Raw genomic sequence first — 21,752 nt, forward strand, 5'->3', positions numbered from 1 at the left:
CGACCTACCTTTACCATCGCACCCTTTCAATCTTTCGTCTATGCGATTTTCCCTTGTCCGAATCGCGCTTTGGGCGTGCCTTTGCGCCGCAACGGCCGCCCTTGCCTCTGCCGGGGCTGAAACCCGGTCCGCTTCGTTGGCCGCGCAGGCCGAGCCCCTCCCGGCGGCCCTCGTGCTCACCGACCGCATCGTCGTCGACCGCTATGCGGGTTGCGGCGTCGAGTGGGACCCCTACGAGGTCCACGACGCTTCGGGCGGCTTCTCCGACGCCGACCGAAAAAGGTTGACCGACCGCCTGGAGTTCATGCGGCCCCGGCTGGTCCGCGTGATGACCAACATCGCCTCGCACCTCGATCCGGCGGGCCGCTTCGATCCCGCGCGCACCCCGGACGATCTGCACCTGATCCTCGGGTTCTGCCAGTCGCACGGCGCGACGGTTCTCCTGGGTGACTGGGGCGGCGGGGTTGTCGACCGCGCCGCGGGGCGCGTCCGCGCGGAGCGGATCGACCGCTGCGGCGAACTGGTGAGCTACCTGGTCGATACGTGCGGCTACGACTGCATCCGCTATTTCAACCTGGTCAACGAACCCAACGGCTGGTGGTCCGCGACGGACGGAGATTATGCCCTCTGGCTCCGGGCCGCCCGGACGATGGAGGACGCGCTGCGTCGTCGCGGCCTGGGGAGGCGCGTGACGCTCGCGGGGCCCGACGTGGCGGTCTGGACCCCGGCCGAGACGCCCTGGGTGAGCGACTGCGCCCGCGACCTGGGTGATGCCGTCGGTCTCTGGGACATCCACACCTACCCCTCCAAGGTGCAGGTCAACTCCGGCGAATACTCCCGTCTGCTTGCCGCCTACCGCACCGCGGCGCCCGCCGGCGCGCCGATGATCCTGGGCGAGCTGGGGCTCAAGTTCGTCGATCCGCGCGACTCCCTGCTCGCCGCCGAAAACGACCGCCGCATCGCCGCCGATCCCTGGGCTTCGCCCTCCGACTCCCAATTCTTCGTCTTCGATACCGGGTACGGCACCGACATCGCCGACGCCGTGATGCAGAGTGCCGCATGCGGCTACGCGGGCTGCGTCGTGTGGATGCTCGACGATGCCATGCACCTGTGCGAGCCGGGCAAGTTGAAGACCTGGGGTTTCTGGAATATCCTCGGCGAGGAGCGCTACGGCGCCGACCGCGAGCGCATCCGGCCGTGGTACTACGCCGTGTCGCTCCTGTGCCGCTACTTTCCGCCCCGGATGCGGATTCTCGCCTCGGAGGTCACGGGGGCCGAGGGGGTGCGTTCGATGTTCGGCCGCTCGGCGGAGGGCACGACGCTGGCGCTGTCAACACGCGCAGCGACCGGGCGGTCGAGGTGACGCTCCGCGGCCCGGTCGCGGGCCTTGCGGAGCTGGCGCGCTTCACCTACGGCGCGCGGCTCCGGCTCGACGGCGAACGACTGCTGCCCGATCGGCGGGGAATCGCGTTGCGCGAGGGCAGCCGAATCCGGCTCGAACCGGAGACGATGCTGCTCTTCACCTCGGTGGAGTAGTCTCTGCGAAAAGCGCCCGCTCTTCGGGTTGAGAGCGGGCGTCGGCATCAGAGCGGTTTCTGACCTATGTAAAAGACATATCCGTAGTGCGATCCGTACCGGTCGTAATGCGCCGCCTCTTCGGCCAGCAGGCGGGCGAACCGTTCGGTTGTCGGCGTGTGCCCCTGCTCGGCCAGAAAGTGCGGAATGCGGGCGGCTGCCGGGAGCAGGTAGTGCTCCGTCCAGCACGCCGAGGGCAGGATGAAATGGGCCAGCGGACGGTACCCGGTTTTTTCGAGTATACGCACCTTGTTGGATATGAGGTCTATGTCCAGAAAATTGTCCTGGATGTACTGCGTGACGGGCAGGTTTTCGGACCCGAGCCAGGAACACTCCGTCACGGCGATCGTACCCCCGGGCCTGAGGAAGCGGCGCCACGCGGTCAGTCCCCGCTCGAAACCGATGTTGTAGATCGAACCCTCGGCCCAGATCAGGTCGAACGACTCCTCTTCGAACCGCAGGTCGTCCATCGAAGCCACCGTTCCCGTGACCTTTTCGGCCAATCCGGCCCGCGCCATCCGCTCCCGGAGCCCCGCGATCATCTCCGGCAGCAGATCGATGGCCGTGATCGTTCCGCCGAGGTGCCGGGCGAGCACCGCCGTCTGCCGGCCGGTTCCGCAGCCGATGTCGGCGATGCGGCGTACGGAGCCCGCGTCGGGGATGAATTGGAGTGCCCGCAGCGTCTGTTCGTTGCTGCCGGGGCCCTGGCGGTCGAGCCCCGCGAAGAAATCGGCGATGAGTTTGAGATCGAATTCGTGTATCGGTTCGTGTTTTTTCTTATTCATGGTATGGGATATGTGCCGCTCTTTCGCGGCGTTTGAAAAAATGAATTTTCAGCCCGAACGGGATCGTTCGGGCAGGCTGGAGAGACGGAATCCGGAACGGGCCGGATTCCTACAATGCCGTATCCTTTTTAATCATCCACAGGTTTTGGTTCTGCAAGGTAATAAGAATTCCGGTCAATGCAAAACGCCGGACCTTTTTGAGGTCCGGCGTCGTGACAGCGAGTCGGAATCGTCAGAACGAGACACCTACGCGGATGCCGAAGTTGTTGAGGTTGTTGACCGAGTAGGTCAGCACGTCGCCCGAATTGGTAGCGTAGCTGTAATAGAGCGCCACGTGGAATCCCAGGCGGTAGTCGGGCCGCGGGAAGATCGAGACGCCCACCTCGGGCGAGAGGTAGAAGCCCCACGTGTCGGTGTACTGCTTGACCACATAATAATAGGAGGAGAACTCGGCCCAGCAGGCGCCTAATTTCAGCCCGGCATAGGGTTGGAAAATACTATCTTTGAGCCAGTTGTAACGTCCCGTCACGCCGAACGGCAGTTGGAACGTGGCGTGCTTCTGGTTGGTCGTCAGCGCCGAGCCGCTGCCCAGGTCGAGCGTGCGGCGCGAGATGGACTCCAGGTTGGTCTGGTAGGAGATGAAAGGACCTACGGCGATCTCGGGGGTGACGAAATAGCCGCCTTCGAAGTTCATGCCCCAGCCCGATGCTTTCTGGGCGAAATCGCCTCCCAGCGGCACGTTCACCTGCCAGTCGATGTTGATGTAACTGTTGGGGAAGAGTTGCGCCTGAGCCGGGCGAACAAAGGCCAGCACGGCGGCCGCAAGGGCGATAGTCCTGATATATGTCGATTTTTTCATGATTCGGTCGGTATTTTTCGGTTAGACTATTTTTTCAGATAGGGCGACTGCACGAACGCCTGCTTGACGCCCTCCAACGTCCGTTGCAGGTTGAGCTCCTCATTCGAGGTCAGCAGGCCGCCGATGAAGCTGTCCCAGATTACCGGGAGTTTCTTGCCCGTCTCCTGGTCGGCTTCGAGGTCGATCATCTCCAGGAGCAGCGACCCGGCCGTGTAGCCGTAGTAGACGCGGTAGGGATAGTGCCAGCCGATCCAGTCGCCCCAGTAGCCGGGGGCCCAGTAATAAGGGTAGTACCACCACCAGTAGGGGTTGTCGTAGCCGACGAAATAGGTCACCTGCCGCACGTAGCTCAGCTGGAGGCCCGCATCGGCCGCCTCCTTGTCGTCGGTGCGCGAGTAGCCCGCGGCGTTCATCTGTCCGACCACCGTGTTGACGATCTCGATGGCGTCGGCGTCTTTCCAGTACTCCGTCTTGTCGCTGTTTCCGATAATCAGGATGCTGTCGGGAATGTAATAGGTGTCCAGCGCGGCGAAATCGGTGCCGTCGTCGTGGGCCGTGTAGACCAGGTAATCTTTGTGCAGGCCCGAGGTCGAGGGCTCTTTCTGGCACGCGCTGACCGCCACCGTCAGGAGCGCGATCGCAAGGATGTGGATTTTTTTAACGGTCATGATCTTGAAATTTTTGGTTTTGCTCTCGGTTGCATCCTACCAAATTCCGTTCCTCGACCGGACTGCAAAGGGCTGGTCGCCCGATCTGCTTATAATAAGAACGTTTTTGAAACACGAAAAAACCGGCGCACTTCCGCAGAAGCCGCCGGTTTTTACCCTGCGCGCTAAGAATCAGAATCCAAAAGCCTTGCCGTCGCTTACGCAGATCAGCGGACGCCCGGCGGCAAATGCCGCGGCGATCTCGGCCTCGCCCTTGGCGATCCGGCAGCGGGCCACGTCGGGGTTCCCGACGTCGGTCACGCGCAGCCGGCCGACTTTCTGGCGGGTCATAACCCCGCCGACGGGCACCTCCTCGTACACCAGGAAGAGGTCCCCCTGCTTGACCCCGATCCGGGTTCCGCTGTGGACGTAGAGGTCGCGCACGCGCCCCTTGCGGTCCGGCGGGCAGAGTTCGAGAATCGTGGTTTCGAACTTGAAATTGCGGTCGATATAGTATTCTATCTGCCCGCGGATGCGCTCAAGCGCGGCCCGGTCGGCCGTTTCGGCTACGGGAGCCGTGGCGGTTAGTTCGAACATCTGGTCGGGCAGGCGCTCGCCCAGCTTGAGGTCCAGGGCCGAAAGTACGACGCGGAACGTCGAGCGGAAGCCCGGCCGGGGCGGTTTCTTGGGGTCCGTGGCCGGCAGTTCGGCGTGGGCGAACCGGTAGTCCGCCAGCGTTCCCGACACGAGGTAGCGGGCGCCCGTCGCGGCGGCTTCGGGGGCCCGCATTTCGAAAAAGGCGGTCTGGTCGGCCGCTGCGGTCTCGGGGGTCGTTACCCCGCTGCCCGGCACCGCGGACATCAGTTCGCGCACCGTTTCGGCGTCGATCACCTCGTGGCGTCCGCGGGCGGCGAATCCTTCTCCGACCAGCGTGCGCAGCGCTTCGACATAGGGCACCGGCACGTTCCGCACGCGCAGGAAGAGATCGACGACCAGCCGCTCCTTTTCGGGCGCGGGGAGGGACGTCTGAGCCGGGGATGCGGCGGCCAGCAGGAGCGCCACGCAGCTTGCTAAGAGGCTTTTTTTCATCTGAAAAGGGTTTTTCGTGCAGGAAAGATACGAAAAATTACGCTCCCTGCCGCATGCGGGCTGCGGAACCCGCCCGGCAGGCGGACGATTTTGTATAGTTCCCGTTGCATTTCTGCATTTTTATTCTATCTTTGTTCCGACAAGTTATTAAAAAACCGTTGATTATGAGCCGTTACGACGATTATTCCCGCGAAGAGCTGATCCGCAGAATCGAAGAGTTGGAGTCGCAGGCCGCACCGGCTGCCGGAAACCGCTTCCGGGACCGCTACGCCCGCAAGATTCTCGATTCCCTGCCCGACATGCTCACCGTGCTCGACCGCAAGGGGACGATGGTCGAACTGGTCTCGTCCGAAGAGACCAACCACGTGGGCGTTCCGAGCGACCGAATCATCGGCCAGGACATCCGCACGGTGCTCTCGCCCGAGGCGTGCCGCAACGTGCGCAACAACCTCGAAAACGTCTTCGCCACGGGCTGCGGCTCCTCGTCCCACCACGACATCACGCTCGACGGCTGCACGCGCAACTACGAGAACCGCATCATGCCGCTCGACGAACGCTTCGCGCTCTGCATCTGCCGCGACATCACCGAGACCGAGGTGGCCAAACGCGAGCTGGAGATGGTCAAATAAGCGCTCAACAACGTCGAGGAGGAGATTTACGCCTGCGACTTGGACGGGACGATGGAGTACGCCAACGAGCAGTTCCGCGTGCGTCACGGCGTGCACGACGACCTTTCGCAGCACAAGGTCTACGAATACTGGACCTACAAGGGCTCCCGTCCCCAATGGGAGGAGCGGCTCGAAAAGATCCGCCGCGACAACGGCACGCACAAATACACAATCCGCATCAAGGACGACGAGGGACAGAGCGAGGCGTGGGACATCGTATCCTACATCATCTACGACCATTTCAAGGAGCGGGAGATCGTCTGGTTCTTCGCCCGCAACGTCTCGGTGCGCATCCGCCACGAGAACAAGGTCAAGGAGATGAACTCGATTCTGGACAGCATCCTGAACAACATTCCGGTCTATCTCTTCGTCAAGGACCCCGGCAACGGGTTCCGCTACCTCTATTGGAACCGGGCGTTCGAGGAGTTTTCGCACATTCCGGCTTCGCGGGCGCTCGGCCACACCGACAGTGAGATATTCCCCAGCGAGAAGGATGCCGAGCGCTTCCGCCGCGACGATTTGGAACTGCTGCGCACGGGCGAGCGCATGACCTTTATCGAGGAGTACGTCACGGCCACCGGCGAGACGCGCATCGTCAACACCTGCAAATCGCTCGTCCCGGTCGAGAACCGGCTGCCGCTCATCATCGGCGTTTCGTGGGACATCACCGACATGAAGAATGCCGAACTGGAGATCGTCGAGGCGCGCATCCGGGCCGAGGAGTCGGACAAGCTCAAGTCGGCGTTCCTGGCGAACATGAGCCACGAAATCCGCACGCCGCTCAACGCCATCGTCGGCTTCTCGAAGCTGGTCGGCGAGGCCGAAACCGTGGAGGAGAAGCAGCAGTTCGCCGAGATCATCGACACCAATTCGGAGCTGCTGCTGCAACTGATCAACGACATCCTAGACATCTCGAAAATCGAGGCCGGCACGCTCGAATTCCGCCCCCGGCCGATGGACCTCAACGAACTGTGCCGCGCCCAGTACGAGGTTCACAAGAACCGCCTCAAGGAGGGTGTCGAACTGGTTTTCGAGCAGCGATACGAACGCGCGGAGATCGTCTGCGACTACAACCGCCTTGCGCAGGTAGTGACCAACCTGTTGAACAACGCCTCGAAATTCACCGAGCGGGGAGAAATCCGCTTCGGCTTCGAATTGCGGAACGACCGCGTAGAGTTCAGTGTGGCGGATACGGGCTGCGGCATTCCCGCCGAAAAGGTTAAGGCGATCTTCGCGCGCTTCGTCAAGCTCAACGACTTTGCCGCCGGTACGGGGCTGGGGCTTGCCATCACGAAGATGATCGTCGAACGCATGGACGGCGTGATCGACGTCGAGTCCGAGGAGGGACGCGGTACGCGCTTCTTCTTCTCGATCCCGACCGTCCAACGGCAGCGGAGCGAAAAAGAGGAGGTCCCGGCACCCGGAACATCGGCCGGTTGCACGTCCTGGAAGCTGCTCGTGGCCGAAGATTCGGATTCCAATTACCGGTTGATCGAAGCGGTTCTGAGCCGCCGTTTCCGGCTCGTGCGGGCCCTGACGGGCGCCGAGGCGGTCTCCCTGTTCGAGCGGGAGCGGCCCGATGCCGTGCTGATGGACATCCGCATGCCCGTCATGGACGGGCTGGAGGCCACGCGGCGCATCCGGCAGCTCTCGGCCGAGGTCCCTGTCATCGCCATGTCGACCTATACGTTCGGCAACGAGATCGAGAACGCCCGCCAGGCCGGCTGCAACGAATTCCTGACCAAACCCCTCTCGCAGTATTCGCTCAACAAGGCGTTGAATTCCTGCCTGGTAGACCTTAAATAGATCGATTCACAATTCATATTCGATTCCCGAGCCCGGTCGAGGGTCGCAGACAATAGCCCTCCCCAAGCCCAGCCGAGGGGTCGCAATCAAGGTGAAAGGTGAAGTGTGAAAAGTGAAATGTGCCCACGAAACCAGAACAATGACGAGGTGCTAACTCACTCGTCCTCGATCCCCGAGCTCGGTCGGGGGGGGCGTAATAATTTGCCATTACGCGCGCTACCAAATGTCATTCCGAACGCATGTGAGGAATCTTCCGCTTCCTGTCTTGTCCGCGCCGCCTTTGGCGGCGGCTGTCCGCAGCCACCCGGGCGGAGGACTGCACTCAGCTCTTTGGCTTCGAGCATTCCTCCGCTGGCTGCGAACTGCAAATAAAGTGAAAGGTGAGAAATAAAGCGCAGGCGGGAATGCCCGGAACTCGACCCCCGAGTGCAGTCGAGGGATCGCAGTTACAGCCGCCGCCCGGAACGACAGACCGCCTAAGCCGCCTTTCCCGCGAAATTATGAATTGTGAATTGCTGCGCTACCTGTATCGGTGCGAGATGAGGGTCATGAACTCTTCGCGGGTGCGGTGGTCCGAGAGGAAAATGCCCGTGAAAGCCGAGGTGGTGGTCGCCGACTGCTGCTTCTCGATCCCCCGCATCTGCATGCACATGTGGCTGGCCTCGATCACCACGGCCACCCCCATCGGGTTGAGCGCCTCCTGGATGCAGTCGCGTATCTCGACAGTCAGCCGCTCCTGCACCTGCAACCGCCGGGCGTAGCACTCCACCACGCGGGCGACTTTCGAGAGCCCCGTGATGTAGCCATTGGGAATGTAGGCCACGTGCGCCTTGCCGTAAAACGGCAGCATGTGGTGCTCGCAGAGCGAGTAGAGTTCGATGTCCTTGACGAGCACCATCTGCTTGTACTCCTCGCGGAAAGTCGCGGAGCGGACGATCTCGAGCGGGTTCTCCTCGTAGCCTTTCGTCAGGAACGACATGGCCTTGGCCACCCGTTCGGGGGTTTTCATGAGCCCCTCGCGTGCGGGGTCCTCCCCCAACAGGCGCAGTATTTCGCGGTAATGGCCCATCAGGGCCTCGACGGTCTTCGGGTCGAACCGCTCCTCCTTGTTGTAGTTGCAGCTTTTCTCTTCCATAAGTCGGGCAAAGGTAGCCTATTTTTCCATCGCAAGCAAGTACCCGGCCAGCTTGCGCACGGCGCGGGCGCGGTGCGAGGTGGCGTTCTTTTCGGCGGTGGTCATCTGGGCGAACGTGCGGTCGCAGCCGTCGGGGACGAACAGCGGGTCGTACCCGAACCCCTCGTCTCCGGTTTCGTGCTCGATGATATGCCCCTCGACCACCCCCTCGAAGAGGTGCTCTTCACTGCCCAGGATCAGGGATATGACCGTCCGGAAACGTGCGCGGCGGTTCCCGCAGCCGGCCAGGTTGCGCAGGAGCAGCCGGTTGTTGGCCGCGAAATCGTGCCCGTCGGTGGCGTAGCGCGCCGAATGGACGCCCGGAGCGCCTCCGAGCGCCTCGACCTCCAGCCCCGTGTCGTCGGCAAAGCAATCCATGCCGGTGCGGTCGTAAAGGTAGCGCGCTTTCTGCGAAGCGTTGCCCTCAAGTGTGGGCTGCGTCTCGGGAATCTCCTCCGTCACGCCGCAGTCGCGCGGTGTCACCAGCTGCCAAGCGTCGCCCAGCTCGGCCCGGACCTCGGCGAGCTTGTGGGCGTTGTTGGTTGCGAAGAGCAGTTTCCTCATTTTACAGCCTCCATTTTTTCGAGTTTGTCGTCCAGGTCGATCTTGTCGATGATGGTTTTGACCAGCGTGTCCATCTCCGTGCCGGGCGAGTAGTCGGCCGGGCAGACGTGGCTCACGCGGTTGTCGTGGATGAGCGACGCCATCTCGCGGCGGGCCCCTTTCTGATCGGGGTTGTAGACGGCGATCGAGTGGCCCCCCGAATTCTTCACCAGCCGCATGCAGGGAATGTCGGTCGTGCCGTCGCCCACATAGATCATGTGCTTGAACGGCACGGGCCGCTCGTTTTCGGGGATGTAGCGGTTGACCATTTTCGAGTCGAAGACCGACTCGACGCCCTTGTTGATCTTGAAGATGAACTGCGTCTTGTTGGTGTAGTTCACCGCCACGGCGGGCCAGAACGCGATGCCGTCCACGTCGTAGAGGAACGAGCAGGCGTAAATCTTGCGGAATTCGTGGGCGATCTCCGTACCCTCGATGATCTCTTTCAGCCCCGACGAATTGATGTAGTGCAGGATGCGGATGCCGCGCTCGGCGCCGTAGGCGTTGATGCGGCCGAACCACTCGCTCACCCCCTTGTAGAGCGTCACGCGGCGCCCCGACTCCTGGAACGCTTCGCGCCGGAGCGACAAGCCTTTCGATTTGGCCTCCTGGATCATGCGGGCCATGTAGGTCAGCACCATGTCGGCGTCCTGATCCTCGGCCAGCTTGTTGGCCTCGGTCCAGAACTCCTTGTTGCTCTTGCCCACGGCCGGGATGAAATCGTACTCCTGCATGTTTCCGGGCGAGAGCGTGCCGTCGAAATCGTAGATCAGGGCTATGGTGAATCGGTAGTCCATCGTTTTTGCGCTTTAAGTTTTCCGTATAAACGCAGCCCCGTTCGTTTTATGCGGGCGTCTGCGGGAATTTCAAGTAAAGATAACGTTTTTTCACTATTTTTGCAAGCATAGAACCAAAACGAAAAAAGGGATGGAGTTCAAAGAGTTGATCGAAAAGCGGCGTTCGATCCGCAAATTCTCGGACCGCGCTGTTCCGCGCGAGGTCGTGGAGCGCATCCTGCGCCTGACCCTGCCGGCCCCCTCATCGCGCAACAGCCGTTCGACGCGCCTTTTGGTCGTGGACGATCCGGCTTCGGTGGCCCGCATGGCGCCGATGCGCGACTACGGCTCGGGCTTTCTCAAAGGCGCACCGCTGGCCATTGTCGTCCTGGGCGACACGGCCGCGAGCGACCTGTGGCGCGTGAATGCGGCCATCTCGGCCACCGTGCTGCAACTGGCCTGCGTCGACGAGGGGCTGGCCTCGTGCTGGGTCCATGTCGACGGGCGGCCCCGCCTCAAGGCGGAGCCCGACGGGGAGCAGGCCGCCGACTACCTGAGGGAGTTCCTGCCCATCCCCGCCGGATGCGAACCCCTGTGCGCCGTGGCGATCGGCTACTCCGATTTCACGCCCGCGCCGCTGCCGCCCGCAGACGACGAGGGGCGCATTATCCGCCTCGGATAGCCGCTCCCTCCTGACGCAATCGCCCCTGCCGCAACGAGCGTGGCAGGGGCGATTCCATCAGAGGGAGACCTCAGATCAGCGTCAGCCGCTTGCGGAGCATGTCGAGAATCTGCGCCCTGAGTTGCGAGGCGTTGATCGGCTTGGGCATGTAGCCGTCGAAACCGCTCGACATGACTTTCTGTTCGTCCGAGGCGTAAGCGAATGCCGTCACCGCCACGATGGGCACGTCGGCCGAAATGCGCCGGATTTCGGCCGTGGCCTCGTAGCCGTTCATCACGGGCATGTTGAGGTCCATCAGCACGATATGCGGACGGTGCTTGCGGAAGAGCTCGACGGCCTCCTGCCCGTTCCAGGCGTGCAGCAGCCGGTAGTCGCGCCCGAGGATCGACTCGAAAAGGCGGTAGTTGCTCTCGTTGTCCTCGGCGATGAGGATGGTGAGCTTGTCGCGTTCGACCTTTAGGGGCGGCAGCGTCTGCTCCTCCTCCGGTTCGGTCTCGCCCGCCACGTAGGGCAGCGTGAACCAGAACGTCGCGCCCTGGCCCTCATCGGATTCGACGCCGATCCGCCCGCCGAGGTGTTCGACGATCGTGCGGCAGATCGACAGACCCAGTCCGGTGCCCTGCTTGAAGCTGTTGAGCTTGACGAAGCGGTCGAAAACCTGGTCCTTGCGGTCGGCGGGGATGCCGCAGCCCGTGTCGGTGACCCAGAAATAGAGTTCTGCCGTTTTCCTCCCCCGTCGTTCGTAGCCGAAGCGGATCGAGCCCTCGTGCGTGAATTTGGCGGCATTGGTCAACAGGTTGATGAGCACCTGCGCCAGGCGGTTGCGGTCGGTGAGGATGCAGCACTCCGCGGCGGGCTGTTCGAACGTGAGTTCGACGCCCTCGCGGACTTTCAGCCCCACGGTGTCCTTGCTCTCGTTCATCAGGGCGTTCAGATCGAACGAGGTGTGGACGAACTCCAGCGTACCGGCCTCGATCTTCGACAGGTCGAGGATGTCGCCGATGAGTTGCAAGAGGAGGGCGTTGTTGTTCTCGATGATCGAGACGTACTCCTGTTTCTCCTGCTGCTCCTCGGTGTTGGCCAGAATCTCCGAAAAGCCGACGATGGCGTTCAGCGGCGTGCGGATTTCGTGGCTCATGTTGGCCAGGAAAGCCGATTTGAGGCGGTTCGACTCCTCGGCGCGGTCGCGGGCCGAGAGCAGCTCCTGCTCCATCTGCTTGCGCTGGGTGATGACCAGCGACGAACCCACGATCGTGAGCGGCCGGCCGTCGCGGTCGCGCGTCTCCACGCCGGCCTGCACCTCGACCCACTCCGTGCGCGGACGCGACCCGCTCTCGATCCGGATGCGGTACTGTTCGCGGAACTTGGGCGACGAGCCGTCGATCAGCCGGTCGTAGGCGCTGCGCACCCGGTCGCGGTCCTCCTCGACCACCTTGCCGAAATAGCGCTCTTCGGAGATGGCGTGCTGCATGTGCTCCTGCTCCTCGTGGCTGGCCGGATCACGCATCTGGTTGGAGTCGAAATAGATGGTGTGGTTTGCGAGGTCCCATTTCCACGGTACGATGTCGGCCACGTCGAGGGCCATGGCCAGTTTGCGGTTGATCGAGGCGAGCTTGTTCTGCGCCTTGTGCAGGGCCGTTCCGTCGAGGCAGAAGATGTCGATGCAGTCGTCGTTGTACGACCGGCTGACGATCACCTCGAAAAACATGTCCAGCTTGTCGTAGTAGAACGGATAGGTGATGGTCCGGTTCTCGGTCAGCACGAGGCGGACCATGTGCAGGAATTCGTTTTTCTGCTCGGGCAGCAGCTCCCCGATGGTTTTGCCGATGATCCGTTCGCGCTGAAAGAACATCCGCTCGAAATGGGCGTTCACGTCCGAGAACCGCGTGTCCGAGGGGTTTCCGTCCGCATCGAAGAGCACCTGTTCCTGGATGTAGATGATCGGCATGCGGTTGAAGAGGTTGAAATAGCGGGCCTGGCTCTCCGACTCGCGCTTGCGGGCCTCCTCGATGTTGTGCATCGCGCGGATGCGCCATTGCTGGAAAAGGATGAAGAGGAACATGAGCACGCCGCCCGCCACGATGGGCCACTTGTAGCGTTCGAGCGTCGAGGCGGGTTTGTTCAGAAAGACCGAGTTCGACGGGCAGGTGTTGGTCGAGAGTCCTTTGCGCACGAGCGTCGGGTAGTTGAAGATCGGATGCGCCGAGGTCGGAACATAGAACGGAATGTCGCGCGGCTGTTCGCCCGCGAGCACGGCGTCGATGGTCTCGAGGATGCGGTGCGAGACGTTGCTGTCGTCGTAGGCGTAGCTGCCCACCAGTCCGCCGGTGCTCAATCCGGTGGATGTGAGCGAGAAAATGGGCGCCTCGACGCTGGCGATCACGCGGTAGGAGTCGGTGACGGGGAGGTCGCTGCCGCTGATCTTCTTGACGAAATGCCACGAGGAGAACAGCACGCCCGTGGTGCGGTTGTCGAGCGTATTGAGCGAATCGAGCAGCGCCTCGGTGGACATCTTTTCGGCTGAGTAGAAGCGGTAGTGGAGGTGGCGGTATTCGCGTGCGAGGAGTTCCCGCAGGTCGTAATCGGCCTGCTGGTTGATGTAGCGGCCGTCGCCGACGAAGACCAGCGAGTCCATGCCGGGGATCATGCGCTGCATCAGTTCGATGTTCTGTCGCAGGTAGAAAGGCGACTGGATAAGCGTCAGGTTGTCCGTGGCAGCCTTGTCGTAGAGCGGTTCACGCTCCTCGCGGGTGATGGCGCGGCGCTTGAGGTAGGCCTCGGCCGGACCGATGTAGTCCATCTCCGAGCAGTAGATCAACGGTGCATCGGGCCAGGTCTCCTTGAGAAAATCGCGCAGCACGGCGATCGGTGCTCCCAGCAGCACCAGCATCCGGGGCGGGTTTTTGCCGTATTCGCGCTCCAGCATCCGCTCGAAATCGCGGAGTTTGATCTCATCGTTTTGGTCGCCCCGCATCAGGAGCATGTTCATGTTTTCGGTATAGACCTCCAGGTTGTCGATCCCCTCGATGTGGGTCACGATGTCGTTGACGATGTTGCGGCTCCACGACGACGATTCGGTGTAGGTGTTCAGAATAAGGATGTAGTCGCGTCTGTCGCCTGGAGGGCTGCTGGTGGCCTGGGAGAACGGATGGGCCACCAGGCAGCTGAAAAACATGGTCCACAGCACGATGTGGATCGAAATACGAATCGGTTTCTTCAAGAATCTCATGGCTCGGGTCGGTGCTGCCGCACCGGAGGTGCGGATAAGGGGGAGAGCCCGCCGGGGCGGGTTCTTCCCCCGGTTGGGTTTATCTGTTCAGTACGGGTTTTATATCCTTGATGCGCAGCTGGGTGGTCACCGTGCCGCGGTAGTGGTTCTCGACGATCTGGTAGCAGACATCCACCGGACGGCCCGAGCGCACCCACTCGTAGTGCGTCGGCTGCTGAAAGGCGATGGCCTGGATCGTCGTGTTGGGCTTCTGCCGCTGCATCAGGTCCATGCGCAGGTGTTCGCACTCCATGCCCACCAGCTTGGCGTCGCCGTGGTTGCTCACCCCGTAGGTGGCGAACACGGGCGCCGCATTGCCCGGCCCGAACGGCTGGAAGCGGCCCAGGTCCTTGCGGAACTGGGGCGTGATGTCGGAGAAGAGCAGTTCGCTGTCCACCTCGACCTGCGGGATGAGCATCTGGGGGTCGATGTTCTCCTCGACGAAGCGGTTGAAGCGGCGCGTGAACTCCGTGACGTTCTCCGGGCGCATCGTCAGCCCCGCGGCATACATGTGTCCGCCGAAATTTTCCAGCAGGTCCGAGCACGACTCGACGGCCTGATAGAGGTCGAATCCCGGCACCGAACGCGCCGAGCCGGTCACGAAGCCGTTGGACATGGTGAGCACCACCGTGGGGCGGTAGTAGGTCTCGATCAGGCGCGAGGCCACGATCCCCACGATGCCTTTCATCCACCTGGGGTTGTAGACCACGGTGCTCTTGAGCTGCTTCATCTCGGGGTTGCACTCGATGTAGCTGTGCGCCTCCTGCGTTACGGAGCGGTCGATCGACTTGCGGTCCTGGTTGTAGGCGTCGATCACCGAGCCGAACTCCTCGGCCACGCGCTCGTTGCCCTCGATCAAGAGCTCCACGGCGGCGTGTCCGCCCGAGGGCGAGGCGTTCTCGTCGTTCTCGTCCATGCGCATGCGTCCGGCGGCGTTGATGCGCGGCCCGATCTTGAAAACGATGTCGTCGATGGTGATGCAATGCTTGTCCAGGCCGCAGATCTTGATGATTGACAGCAGCCCTTTCGACGGCTCGCGGTTGAGACTTTTCAGTCCGTAATGGGCCAGAATGCGGTTTTCGTCGACCAGCGGCACGATGTCCGAGGCGATCGATACGACCAGCAAATCCAGGAGACCCTGAATCTCGTCGAACGGAATGCCGTGTTTCTGGGCATAGGCCTGGACCAGTTTGAATCCCACGCCGCAGCCCGACAGTTCGTCGAACGGGTAGGAGCAGTCGACCCGCTTGGGGTCCAGAACGGCTACGGCGCGGGGAATCTCCTCGGCCGGGAGGTGGTGGTCGCAGATGATGAAATCCACGCCTTTCTGTTTCGCATAGACGACCTTTTCCGTGGCCTTGATCCCGCAGTCCAGGGCGATGATCAGCCCGACGCCCTTGCGGGCCGCCAGGTCGATCCCCTTGACCGAGATGCCGTACCCTTCGGTATAGCGGTCGGGAATGTAGAAGATCAGGTTTTTGTGCCCGATCTGGCGCAGAAACTTGTAAACCAGCGCGACGGCCGTGCAGCCGTCCACGTCGTAGTCGCCGTAGACCATGATCTTCTCCTGGTTCGCAACGGCGCGTTCGACCCGCTCGACCGCCTTGTCCATGTCCTTCATCAGGAACGGATCGTGGAGGTCCGAGAGGGCGGGTTTAAAGAATTTCTCCGCCTTTTCTACCGTGTCTATGCCTCGCTGTACGAGCAGGTTCGCCAGCACGGGCGAGATCCTCAGCCGGGTGGCGAGCTTCGCCACCGCCACGGAATCGCCCTGCGGTTTGACTACCCATCGTTTTTCTACAGGCATACGAATTATTATTTATTTTTTTTAACATTTAATTTTCCTTTTTCGTCTCTTTACTATTCCGCCTCGGCCCTCTTTCGGAAAGGAACGCGTTTACGGCTTCTTCAGTTTTTGCCGTCGCGGGGCTGCTCCCTTGCGATGGTTCCGGTCGCCCTCCGGGTCTTGCTGGAGGGCGTGGCCGCCTCTCGTCCCAGCGCGTTTTCCGGTCCGGGCGGCTACTGGGCGGGTGCTTCTATCCGGCACCGCAGCGCGGCAGCCAGTTCTTCGATGACTGCGCGCTTGACCTCCTGCATCGGGACCGTCCGGCCCGTTTCGCGCCGGATCGAGGTGACCCCGCGGTCGGTGAATCCGCAGGGGTTGATGCGCGTGAACCATGCGAGGTCGGTCGAGACGTTCAGCGCGAATCCGTGCATGGTGACATAACGCGACGCGCGGACGCCTATTGCGCAAATCTTGCGCGGCGCGGGCCCCTCGGAGTCGATCCAGACCCCCGAAGCACCGGCGACGCGGCCCGCGCCTATGCCGTATCGGGCCACCGTGCGGATCACGGCCTCTTCGAGCGCCTCGATGTACTCCCGCAGCCCCAGCCCCAACCGCTCGAGATCGAGGATCGGGTAGCAAACCAACTGCCCGGGACCGTGGAACGTGATGTCGCCGCCGCGGTCTATGTGAAAGAACTGTGCGCCGAGCGCTTCGAGCGCCTGGCGGCTTATGAGCAGGTTCTCCGCCCGCCCGCTCTTGCCGAGCGTGTAGACCGGGGGGTGCTCCACCAGCAAAACCGTGCCGGCTTCGTCCCAGTTCTCCGTCTGCGAACCCTCGGGGTCCGCGCCGGATGCCTGCACCGCCCGGCTGCCGCCCTGTTCGGGGTCCTCGGCGGCTCCGTGCGTCCGCCTGCCGGGATGCTGGGGCGCTGCCGGACAGGAGGGCCTTTTTCGGGTCAGGAGCGCGTCGAACAGCGTTTGCTGCAACGCGCGGCAGGAGGCGTAGTCCATCCGGCCGAGGTCCCGGCAGCGGGCTCTCATCCGCGCGGGGCTTTAAGGCTTTCGAGCGCCTCGTGCGCCCGGTACGACGAGCGGACCATCGGTGCGCTTGCGCAGTAGGCGAAACCCATCTCGAGGGCTTTCTCCCGGTACCATTCGAATTTCTCGGGAGCGACATACGCCGCTACGGGGTAGTGCTCGAGGGTGGGACGGAGGTATTGACCCAGCGTGACGATGCGCACCCCCGCCCGGTAGAGGTCCGCCAGGGTTTCGATCACCTCGTCGTCCGTTTCGCCCAGGCCGACCATCAGGCCGCTCTTGGTGGCTGCGCCCTGAGCCGAGAGGTAGCGCAGCGTCTCCAGACTGGTGCGATAACGGGCCCGCGAGCGGACGGCGGGGGTCAGCCGTTCGACGGTTTCGATGTTGTGCCCGACCACGTCGGGTTGCGACGCGACCACCACGTCCAAGAGGTCGGGGCGTGCGTCCAGATCGGGAATAAGGAGCTCGATTGCGGCGTCGGGATTCTCCTTGCGGATCGCCTCCACGGTGCGGGCCCAGTGTGCGGCCCCGCCGTCCGGGAGGTCGTCGCGCGTGACGGAGGTGACGACGACATACCTCAGTTTCATCAGGCGTACACTCTCTGCAACCCGGAGGGGCTCTTCGGGGTCGGGGGCTGAAGGACGCCCCGTCTGCGTTGCGCAGAAGCGGCAGCCGCGTGTACAGATGTCACCCAGAATCAGGAAAGTCGCTGTCCGCCGGCTCCAGCATTCGGCCTGGTTGGGACAGCGGCCGCTGCTGCAAATCGTGTGTAAAGCGTGTTTATCGACGATGTGCCGAACCTCGGCGTATTGCGGGGTGCGGTGGAGTCGGATCTTCAGCCATCCGGGTTTTTTGAGTGCATCTACCTGGTCATATAACTTCGGCATTTAAGTTCATTATTTTCCATATTGATGCAAAAATAGAAAAAATTATTGACAATTCCCCGTTATTCTTCAATTATTGTTTTCGCCGAGGGGCGTCGATTTCGCAGCACGGTGTGTACGAACGGTTTGGAATTTCACGAATTTTTCTCTACCTTTGCATCCGTAAAGTCGCTCCGTATGTTTTCCGTTCTGTATCGGAGCCGTTTGCCGAATCGTATGTGACTCTAAATCTTTTGTTTCTGCTTTTTTGAAAATCTCCGGCGTCCTCGCAGGACCGCTTCGACGGGATTGTTGTGCCCGTCCCGTTCCTTGACAGCTGCGACGGACCCGGAGCCGATGTTTCACTTTCAAAAAAATGCAGTGATGAAAGAATCCGAAATTCGCAGGACGCACTACCGTCTTGCAGCGCGGCTGCGCGGAAACAAACTCGAACTGGACCCCGAGGTCCGCTTCCGGTTGCAGCAGGCCGCTTATGAGCGCATACGCGCGATCCGTCGTCGCGGCGGCAACGCCGACCGGACGGCTTTCGATGAGAGCATCGAGTGGGAGCGGCTGGGCGATTTCCTCCTGGCCGCCGGCGCGAAACCCGGTGCGGCAAGGGCCTGGCGCGAAGCGATCCTGAGCTGTCTCGACGGGACGCAGTACGATTACGGCCGCGAGAGCTTCCCCTGCCGCGTGTTGCGCCTGCGCTTCTTCGCGGTGCTCGACAAGGCTTTGGCTTGCTGCGGCGGCGATCCGCTCCTCCGAAGCCTCGTTTGCGACGAACCGCTGATCCGCGCCGAATATGCGCGGATGCGACCCGAGACGGTCGGATGACCGACAAAAAAGAAGAATCCCGATACCTGGCAGTATCGGGATTCTCTGGTTAGGTTAGTTAGGTTAATGAGAGTGGGAGGACCCCACGTTTTGTAGTACAAAGGTAAATCGAATTTTAGTTAAATCCAAATATTTTGTAACATTTTTGTCGAATAATCACTTTTTCGCTAATAGATTGTAATTAAAATTTTTTAATTACGGATCTGTTCCTAAGTTTTTGATTAAAGCGCTTCGCGGATTTCGCTCTTCTCGCGGGCCGGCGTTTTCTTCTCGGTGCCCAGCGAGGTGATGTGTCGGTTGCGGTAGGTCGCGGGCGTCATCTGGTACTCTTTCTTGAAGAGTTTGATGAAATGCGAGGTGTTCGGGAACGTGCATTCGTTGCCGATCTCGGAGATCGATTTCGAGGTCGAGATCAGCAGCAGGCGCGAGTGCATCAGCCGCTGGCGGATGTACCACTTGTGGGGCGGCATCTGGAAATGGCGGCGAAACTCTTTCTTGAACGAGGTGAGCGAACGGTTGGTCAGCTTCGACAGCTCCTCGATCGAAATCTCCTTGAAGATGTGGTCGTAGACGATCTGCTCGAAATTCTCCTTGGCCGCATCGACCGTGCTCAGCAGCTTGCTCTTGATGCAGCAGTCTTCGTGCGAGGCCAGGAGGTAGATCAGTTCGGTCATCTTGATGTTCTCGGCCGTCTCGTCGTGGTGGAAATCTTCGTCGCGCAGGTAGTTGTTGGTGTTGGAGAAAAAGTTGCGCACCGAGTTCCACCCGGGCATGGACACGTGGGCGCGGTTGCGGCAGTTTTCGCACGAATGTTCGTTCGAAATGTTCAGCCCGTAGGTAATATTCAGATGGAGCAGGATGCGCTGGAGGTCTTCGGGCGTGTAGTAGAAGAGTATCTGTTCGAAAGGCTGGCCGTTCTCGGGAAAGTTCTCGATGTAGTGGTGGCCGATACCCAGGTAGAAGATGTCTCCCTTGCTGAGTGTCTGACGCTTGTCGCCGTCGTAAATGTACTTCGTTCCGCGGAGGATGAAGCCGATTGCATAGCGCGAAAGCGTCTGCGTTTGAATTCCGTTGTGAAGCGTCTCCACGTACTTCACGATCATCGGCTGCTGAGCCGACGAGAAAATAGATCTGTGCATTGTTTAATTGTAATTTAAGTTTTTCTGAACAAACAGTTGCGTCACTTTTTGTTCATCCCCAAATATACAATTAAAACTTATAATTCTAAAATAAAAAATGGCCACAAGGGGTATAAAAAGCCTTTTGAGCCTTATGATAGTATCATTTGGACTAAATAACTTATTGCACAAAGATGTTGAAACCCGTCGCAGCAAGCAACACGAGGTAGAGAGCCAGCGCGATCGAGGGCCGGATGCGGACGAAAAACAGGGGCAGCAGCAGGGCTGCGGGGACGGCGGCCAGGGCGTAGAGTGCCGGCGTCGCTGCGGGGCCGCAAAGTGCAGCGGCGCTCAGCAGCAGCACACCTATATTAAATAGGAGCAGGAACCGGGGCTTGCTGCCGGCGGCATAGAGGTCCGTCAGGAAAAAGAGCAGCGCCACGACGGTGAGCAGCGCTATGCCCCCGAGCAGGAAGAGCCCGGGGAGCGGCGTATGGCGGAAGAGTTGGAGGGGTGTTCCCTCGGTAAAGAGCTGTACAAGCGCCTCCACCGGGGCGAAAAAAGTGCCTCCGGAGCCCCAGTTGAGGTAGCAGAGGGTGGCCGCGGGCAGCACAAGACCTGCCAGCGAGACGACGCTTTCGCGGATCGTGCGGCGGAAGAGCAGCACGGCCAGCGGCAGCGCCAGCAGCAGCGGTGCGGCGGCGGGCATTACCAGGACCAGCAGACTCAGGTAGAGCGCGGCCCGGAAAATGCCGTCGAACCCGTAGCCGTTGCGGAACGAGCGGCAAAAATTCTTTATCGAGAGGGCCATGAGAGCCGAGGCGGTATAGGCCGCGAGGTAATGGCTGTCGGCTGCGATTCCGCAGGCCGCCACGGCGTAGAGCGGAATGGAGAGGCAGGTTCCGACCGTGTAGAGATTGTATCGGACCGAAAGCCGTCCCGTACACATACCGGCGAAGAGGATCAGGTAGCCGCCGATCAGGTGCGCCCAGACCGGACTGGCATTTTGAAACCGGAAGAGCAGCGTGGCGAGCGGCGGGATGCGGAGCCCCTCGACGGCGTCCGGTGCCAGGCTCGTACTCGCATCGGTGCTCTCGAAGAGTGCATCGAGCGCGGCGCGTGCATCCACACGGCACATGGCCGCGACGGCGATTGCGGCGAGGGTGAGAAAAGCCGGGACGAGCGGCTGGCGGGCGATGTCGAATTTCATGGTAAGTGGCTGCTCGACGCAAAAGTAGCGAAAAAAGCCGGAACGGGACCAAATAATTCGTAACTTTGTACACGATGCTGGAGACCCGGAGCCGATACGACCTGCTCGAAGCGGGCTGCGACGAGGCGGGACGCGGATGTCTCGCCGGACCCGTCTTTGCCGCGGCAGTCATTCTGCCGCCCGATTTCCACCACCCGCTGCTCAACGATTCGAAGCAGATGACCGCGCGCAACCGCGACCGGCTGCGCGCGGTGATCGAGCGGGAATCCGTTGCGTGGGCCGTGGAAGCCGTCTCGGCCGAGCGCATCGACCGGATCAATATTCTCAATGCCTCGTTCGAAGCGATGGCGCAGGCCGTTCTGCGGCTCGATCCGCAGCCGGAATTTCTGGTGATCGACGGTAACCGTTTCCGCTCGCAACTCGGAATGCCCTATTGTTGCGTCGTGCAGGGTGACGGCAAATACGCCGATATTGCGGCCGCCTCGGTGCTGGCCAAGACGCACCGCGACGAGTACATGGTCCGCCTGGCCGACGAATATCCCCACTACGGCTGGTTGCAGAACAAGGGATACCCCACCCGCCAGCACCGCCTCGCCATCCGCGAATACGGCCTCACACCCCACCACCGCCTGACGTTCAACCACGAGATCGACCAGTTGGAGCTGGCCTTTTAGCCCGAATGACCGGGTTTGCGGGAATTTCCTTTGTTGTTTTGGTTGCGAACAGCGTAATGGCGCTTCCTCGTAAATAGGGGTCCGCTCCGGCCACAAAAAAAGGGCCTGCCCGGGGCCGCCATCACGGCGCCGGGTAGGCCTTTGAACTATTTGGACGAGGGATTCGGAACCTCCTGCGCGGTTGTCCGTCCGAAGCGACAGTTTCTTAAGCCGAAGCCGCAAGACCGAGGGTTTCACCGTGTACACGACTTCCGTTCATCGTGCACAACCTGCGGCTTGTCGGAGGAGAAGAGGG

Annotated in this window: 20 protein-coding genes; 7 read left to right on the forward strand and 13 right to left on the reverse strand. The window is 61.3% G+C overall.

From position 1 onward, the window contains the following. Positions 1 to 40: 40 nt before the first annotated feature. Together ACMQ11_RS12005 and ACMQ11_RS12010 are read left to right on the forward strand one after the other, a co-directional pair. Positions 41 to 1,363, forward strand: coding sequence for a hypothetical protein (locus ACMQ11_RS12005; protein WP_418993013.1), 1,323 nt, complete (start codon positions 41 to 43; stop codon positions 1,361 to 1,363). Further along, positions 1,360 to 1,536 (forward strand): hypothetical protein, encoded by a 177-nt coding sequence (locus ACMQ11_RS12010; RefSeq protein WP_418993014.1) that lies wholly within the window; start codon positions 1,360 to 1,362, stop codon positions 1,534 to 1,536. Before ACMQ11_RS12005 ends, ACMQ11_RS12010 begins: the two co-directional genes overlap by 4 nt. 47 nt (positions 1,537 to 1,583) lie before the next feature. On the opposite strand, the gene ACMQ11_RS12015 is transcribed toward ACMQ11_RS12010, so the two are convergent. The 4 genes from ACMQ11_RS12015 to ACMQ11_RS12030 all read right to left on the reverse strand — a co-directional run bounded on the left by ACMQ11_RS12015 (position 1,584) and on the right by ACMQ11_RS12030 (position 4,955). After that, positions 1,584 to 2,360: a class I SAM-dependent methyltransferase gene (locus ACMQ11_RS12015; RefSeq protein WP_418993015.1), complete on the reverse strand. Its 777-nt coding sequence runs from the start codon at positions 2,358 to 2,360 to the stop codon at positions 1,584 to 1,586. 232 nt (positions 2,361 to 2,592) lie between these two features. Then, on the reverse strand, positions 2,593 to 3,219 hold the full coding sequence (locus ACMQ11_RS12020; RefSeq protein ID WP_418993016.1) for an outer membrane beta-barrel protein: 627 nt from the start codon (positions 3,217 to 3,219) through the stop codon (positions 2,593 to 2,595). A gap of 26 nt (positions 3,220 to 3,245) precedes the next feature. Further along, a complete protein-coding gene (locus ACMQ11_RS12025) occupies positions 3,246 to 3,887 on the reverse strand; it encodes a DUF4136 domain-containing protein (RefSeq protein WP_418993017.1) in 642 nt (213 codons plus the stop codon). Between the two features lie 171 nt (positions 3,888 to 4,058). After that, a complete protein-coding gene (locus ACMQ11_RS12030; protein WP_418993018.1) occupies positions 4,059 to 4,955 on the reverse strand; it encodes a hypothetical protein in 897 nt (298 codons plus the stop codon). A 164-nt stretch (positions 4,956 to 5,119) separates the two neighbouring features. On the opposite strand from ACMQ11_RS12030, the gene ACMQ11_RS12035 reads away from it, so the two are divergent. Together ACMQ11_RS12035 and ACMQ11_RS12040 are read left to right on the forward strand one after the other, a co-directional pair. Then, entirely contained in the window at positions 5,120 to 5,584 is a 465-nt protein-coding gene (locus ACMQ11_RS12035; protein WP_418993019.1) for a PAS domain-containing protein, read from the forward strand. Positions 5,585 to 5,635: 51 nt separating this feature from the next. Further along, positions 5,636 to 7,429 (forward strand): ATP-binding protein, encoded by a 1,794-nt coding sequence (locus tag ACMQ11_RS12040; protein WP_418993020.1) that lies wholly within the window; start codon positions 5,636 to 5,638, stop codon positions 7,427 to 7,429. A 520-nt stretch (positions 7,430 to 7,949) separates the two neighbouring features. Here the strand turns inward: ACMQ11_RS12040 and folE are convergent. Genes folE through ACMQ11_RS12055 form a run of 3 tightly spaced genes read right to left on the reverse strand, consistent with a single transcriptional unit; the run spans position 7,950 to position 10,003 of the window. Next, complete coding sequence (gene folE, locus ACMQ11_RS12045; protein ID WP_418993021.1) at positions 7,950 to 8,564, reverse strand: GTP cyclohydrolase I FolE; 615 nt, start codon at positions 8,562 to 8,564, stop codon at positions 7,950 to 7,952. A gap of 18 nt (positions 8,565 to 8,582) precedes the next feature. Then, positions 8,583 to 9,167, reverse strand: coding sequence for an RdgB/HAM1 family non-canonical purine NTP pyrophosphatase (gene rdgB / locus ACMQ11_RS12050; RefSeq protein WP_418993022.1), 585 nt, complete (start codon positions 9,165 to 9,167; stop codon positions 8,583 to 8,585). Continuing rightward, positions 9,164 to 10,003, reverse strand: coding sequence for an HAD family hydrolase (locus tag ACMQ11_RS12055; RefSeq protein WP_418993023.1), 840 nt, complete (start codon positions 10,001 to 10,003; stop codon positions 9,164 to 9,166). Before ACMQ11_RS12055 ends, rdgB begins: the two co-directional genes overlap by 4 nt. Positions 10,004 to 10,133: 130 nt before the next feature. Between ACMQ11_RS12055 and ACMQ11_RS12060 the strand changes: the two genes are divergently transcribed. After that, on the forward strand, positions 10,134 to 10,664 hold the full coding sequence (locus tag ACMQ11_RS12060; protein WP_418993024.1) for a nitroreductase family protein: 531 nt from the start codon (positions 10,134 to 10,136) through the stop codon (positions 10,662 to 10,664). Positions 10,665 to 10,734: 70 nt separating this feature from the next. On the opposite strand, the gene ACMQ11_RS12065 is transcribed toward ACMQ11_RS12060, so the two are convergent. From ACMQ11_RS12065 to lipA, 4 genes are all read right to left on the reverse strand, one after another. Next, positions 10,735 to 13,893: an ATP-binding protein gene (locus tag ACMQ11_RS12065; protein WP_418993025.1), complete on the reverse strand. Its 3,159-nt coding sequence runs from the start codon at positions 13,891 to 13,893 to the stop codon at positions 10,735 to 10,737. Between the two features lie 79 nt (positions 13,894 to 13,972). After that, entirely contained in the window at positions 13,973 to 15,739 is a 1,767-nt protein-coding gene (gene recJ / locus ACMQ11_RS12070; RefSeq protein ID WP_418993026.1) for a single-stranded-DNA-specific exonuclease RecJ, read from the reverse strand. A gap of 212 nt (positions 15,740 to 15,951) precedes the next feature. Continuing rightward, positions 15,952 to 16,758 carry a lipoyl(octanoyl) transferase LipB gene (gene lipB, locus ACMQ11_RS12075; protein ID WP_418993027.1) on the reverse strand — a complete coding sequence of 269 codons (807 nt, stop codon included), beginning with the start codon at positions 16,756 to 16,758 and terminating at the stop codon, positions 15,952 to 15,954. After that, positions 16,755 to 17,642 (reverse strand): lipoyl synthase, encoded by an 888-nt coding sequence (gene lipA / locus ACMQ11_RS12080; protein WP_418993028.1) that lies wholly within the window; start codon positions 17,640 to 17,642, stop codon positions 16,755 to 16,757. The genes lipB and lipA overlap by 4 nt, the downstream gene beginning before the upstream one ends. Before the next feature lie 360 nt (positions 17,643 to 18,002). On the opposite strand from lipA, the gene ACMQ11_RS12085 reads away from it, so the two are divergent. Beyond that, entirely contained in the window at positions 18,003 to 18,455 is a 453-nt protein-coding gene (locus ACMQ11_RS12085) for a hypothetical protein (protein ID WP_418993029.1), read from the forward strand. A gap of 221 nt (positions 18,456 to 18,676) precedes the next feature. Here ACMQ11_RS12085 and ACMQ11_RS12090 read toward each other — a convergent pair whose 3' ends face one another. Both ACMQ11_RS12090 and ACMQ11_RS12095 read right to left on the reverse strand, forming a co-directional pair. Further along, positions 18,677 to 19,594, reverse strand: coding sequence for a helix-turn-helix domain-containing protein (locus tag ACMQ11_RS12090; protein ID WP_418993030.1), 918 nt, complete (start codon positions 19,592 to 19,594; stop codon positions 18,677 to 18,679). A 160-nt stretch (positions 19,595 to 19,754) separates the two neighbouring features. Further along, positions 19,755 to 20,783, reverse strand: a complete 1,029-nt coding sequence (locus tag ACMQ11_RS12095) for a hypothetical protein (protein ID WP_418993031.1) — start codon at positions 20,781 to 20,783, stop codon at positions 19,755 to 19,757. 74 nt (positions 20,784 to 20,857) lie between these two features. Here ACMQ11_RS12095 and ACMQ11_RS12100 point away from each other — a divergent pair, with 74 nt between their 5' ends. Next, entirely contained in the window at positions 20,858 to 21,457 is a 600-nt protein-coding gene (locus tag ACMQ11_RS12100) for a ribonuclease HII (protein WP_418993041.1), read from the forward strand. Positions 21,458 to 21,752 lie beyond the last annotated feature (295 nt).

The sequence above is a fragment of the Alistipes sp. genome (assembly GCF_048465575.1).
Lineage (GTDB): Bacteria > Bacteroidota > Bacteroidia > Bacteroidales > Rikenellaceae > Alistipes.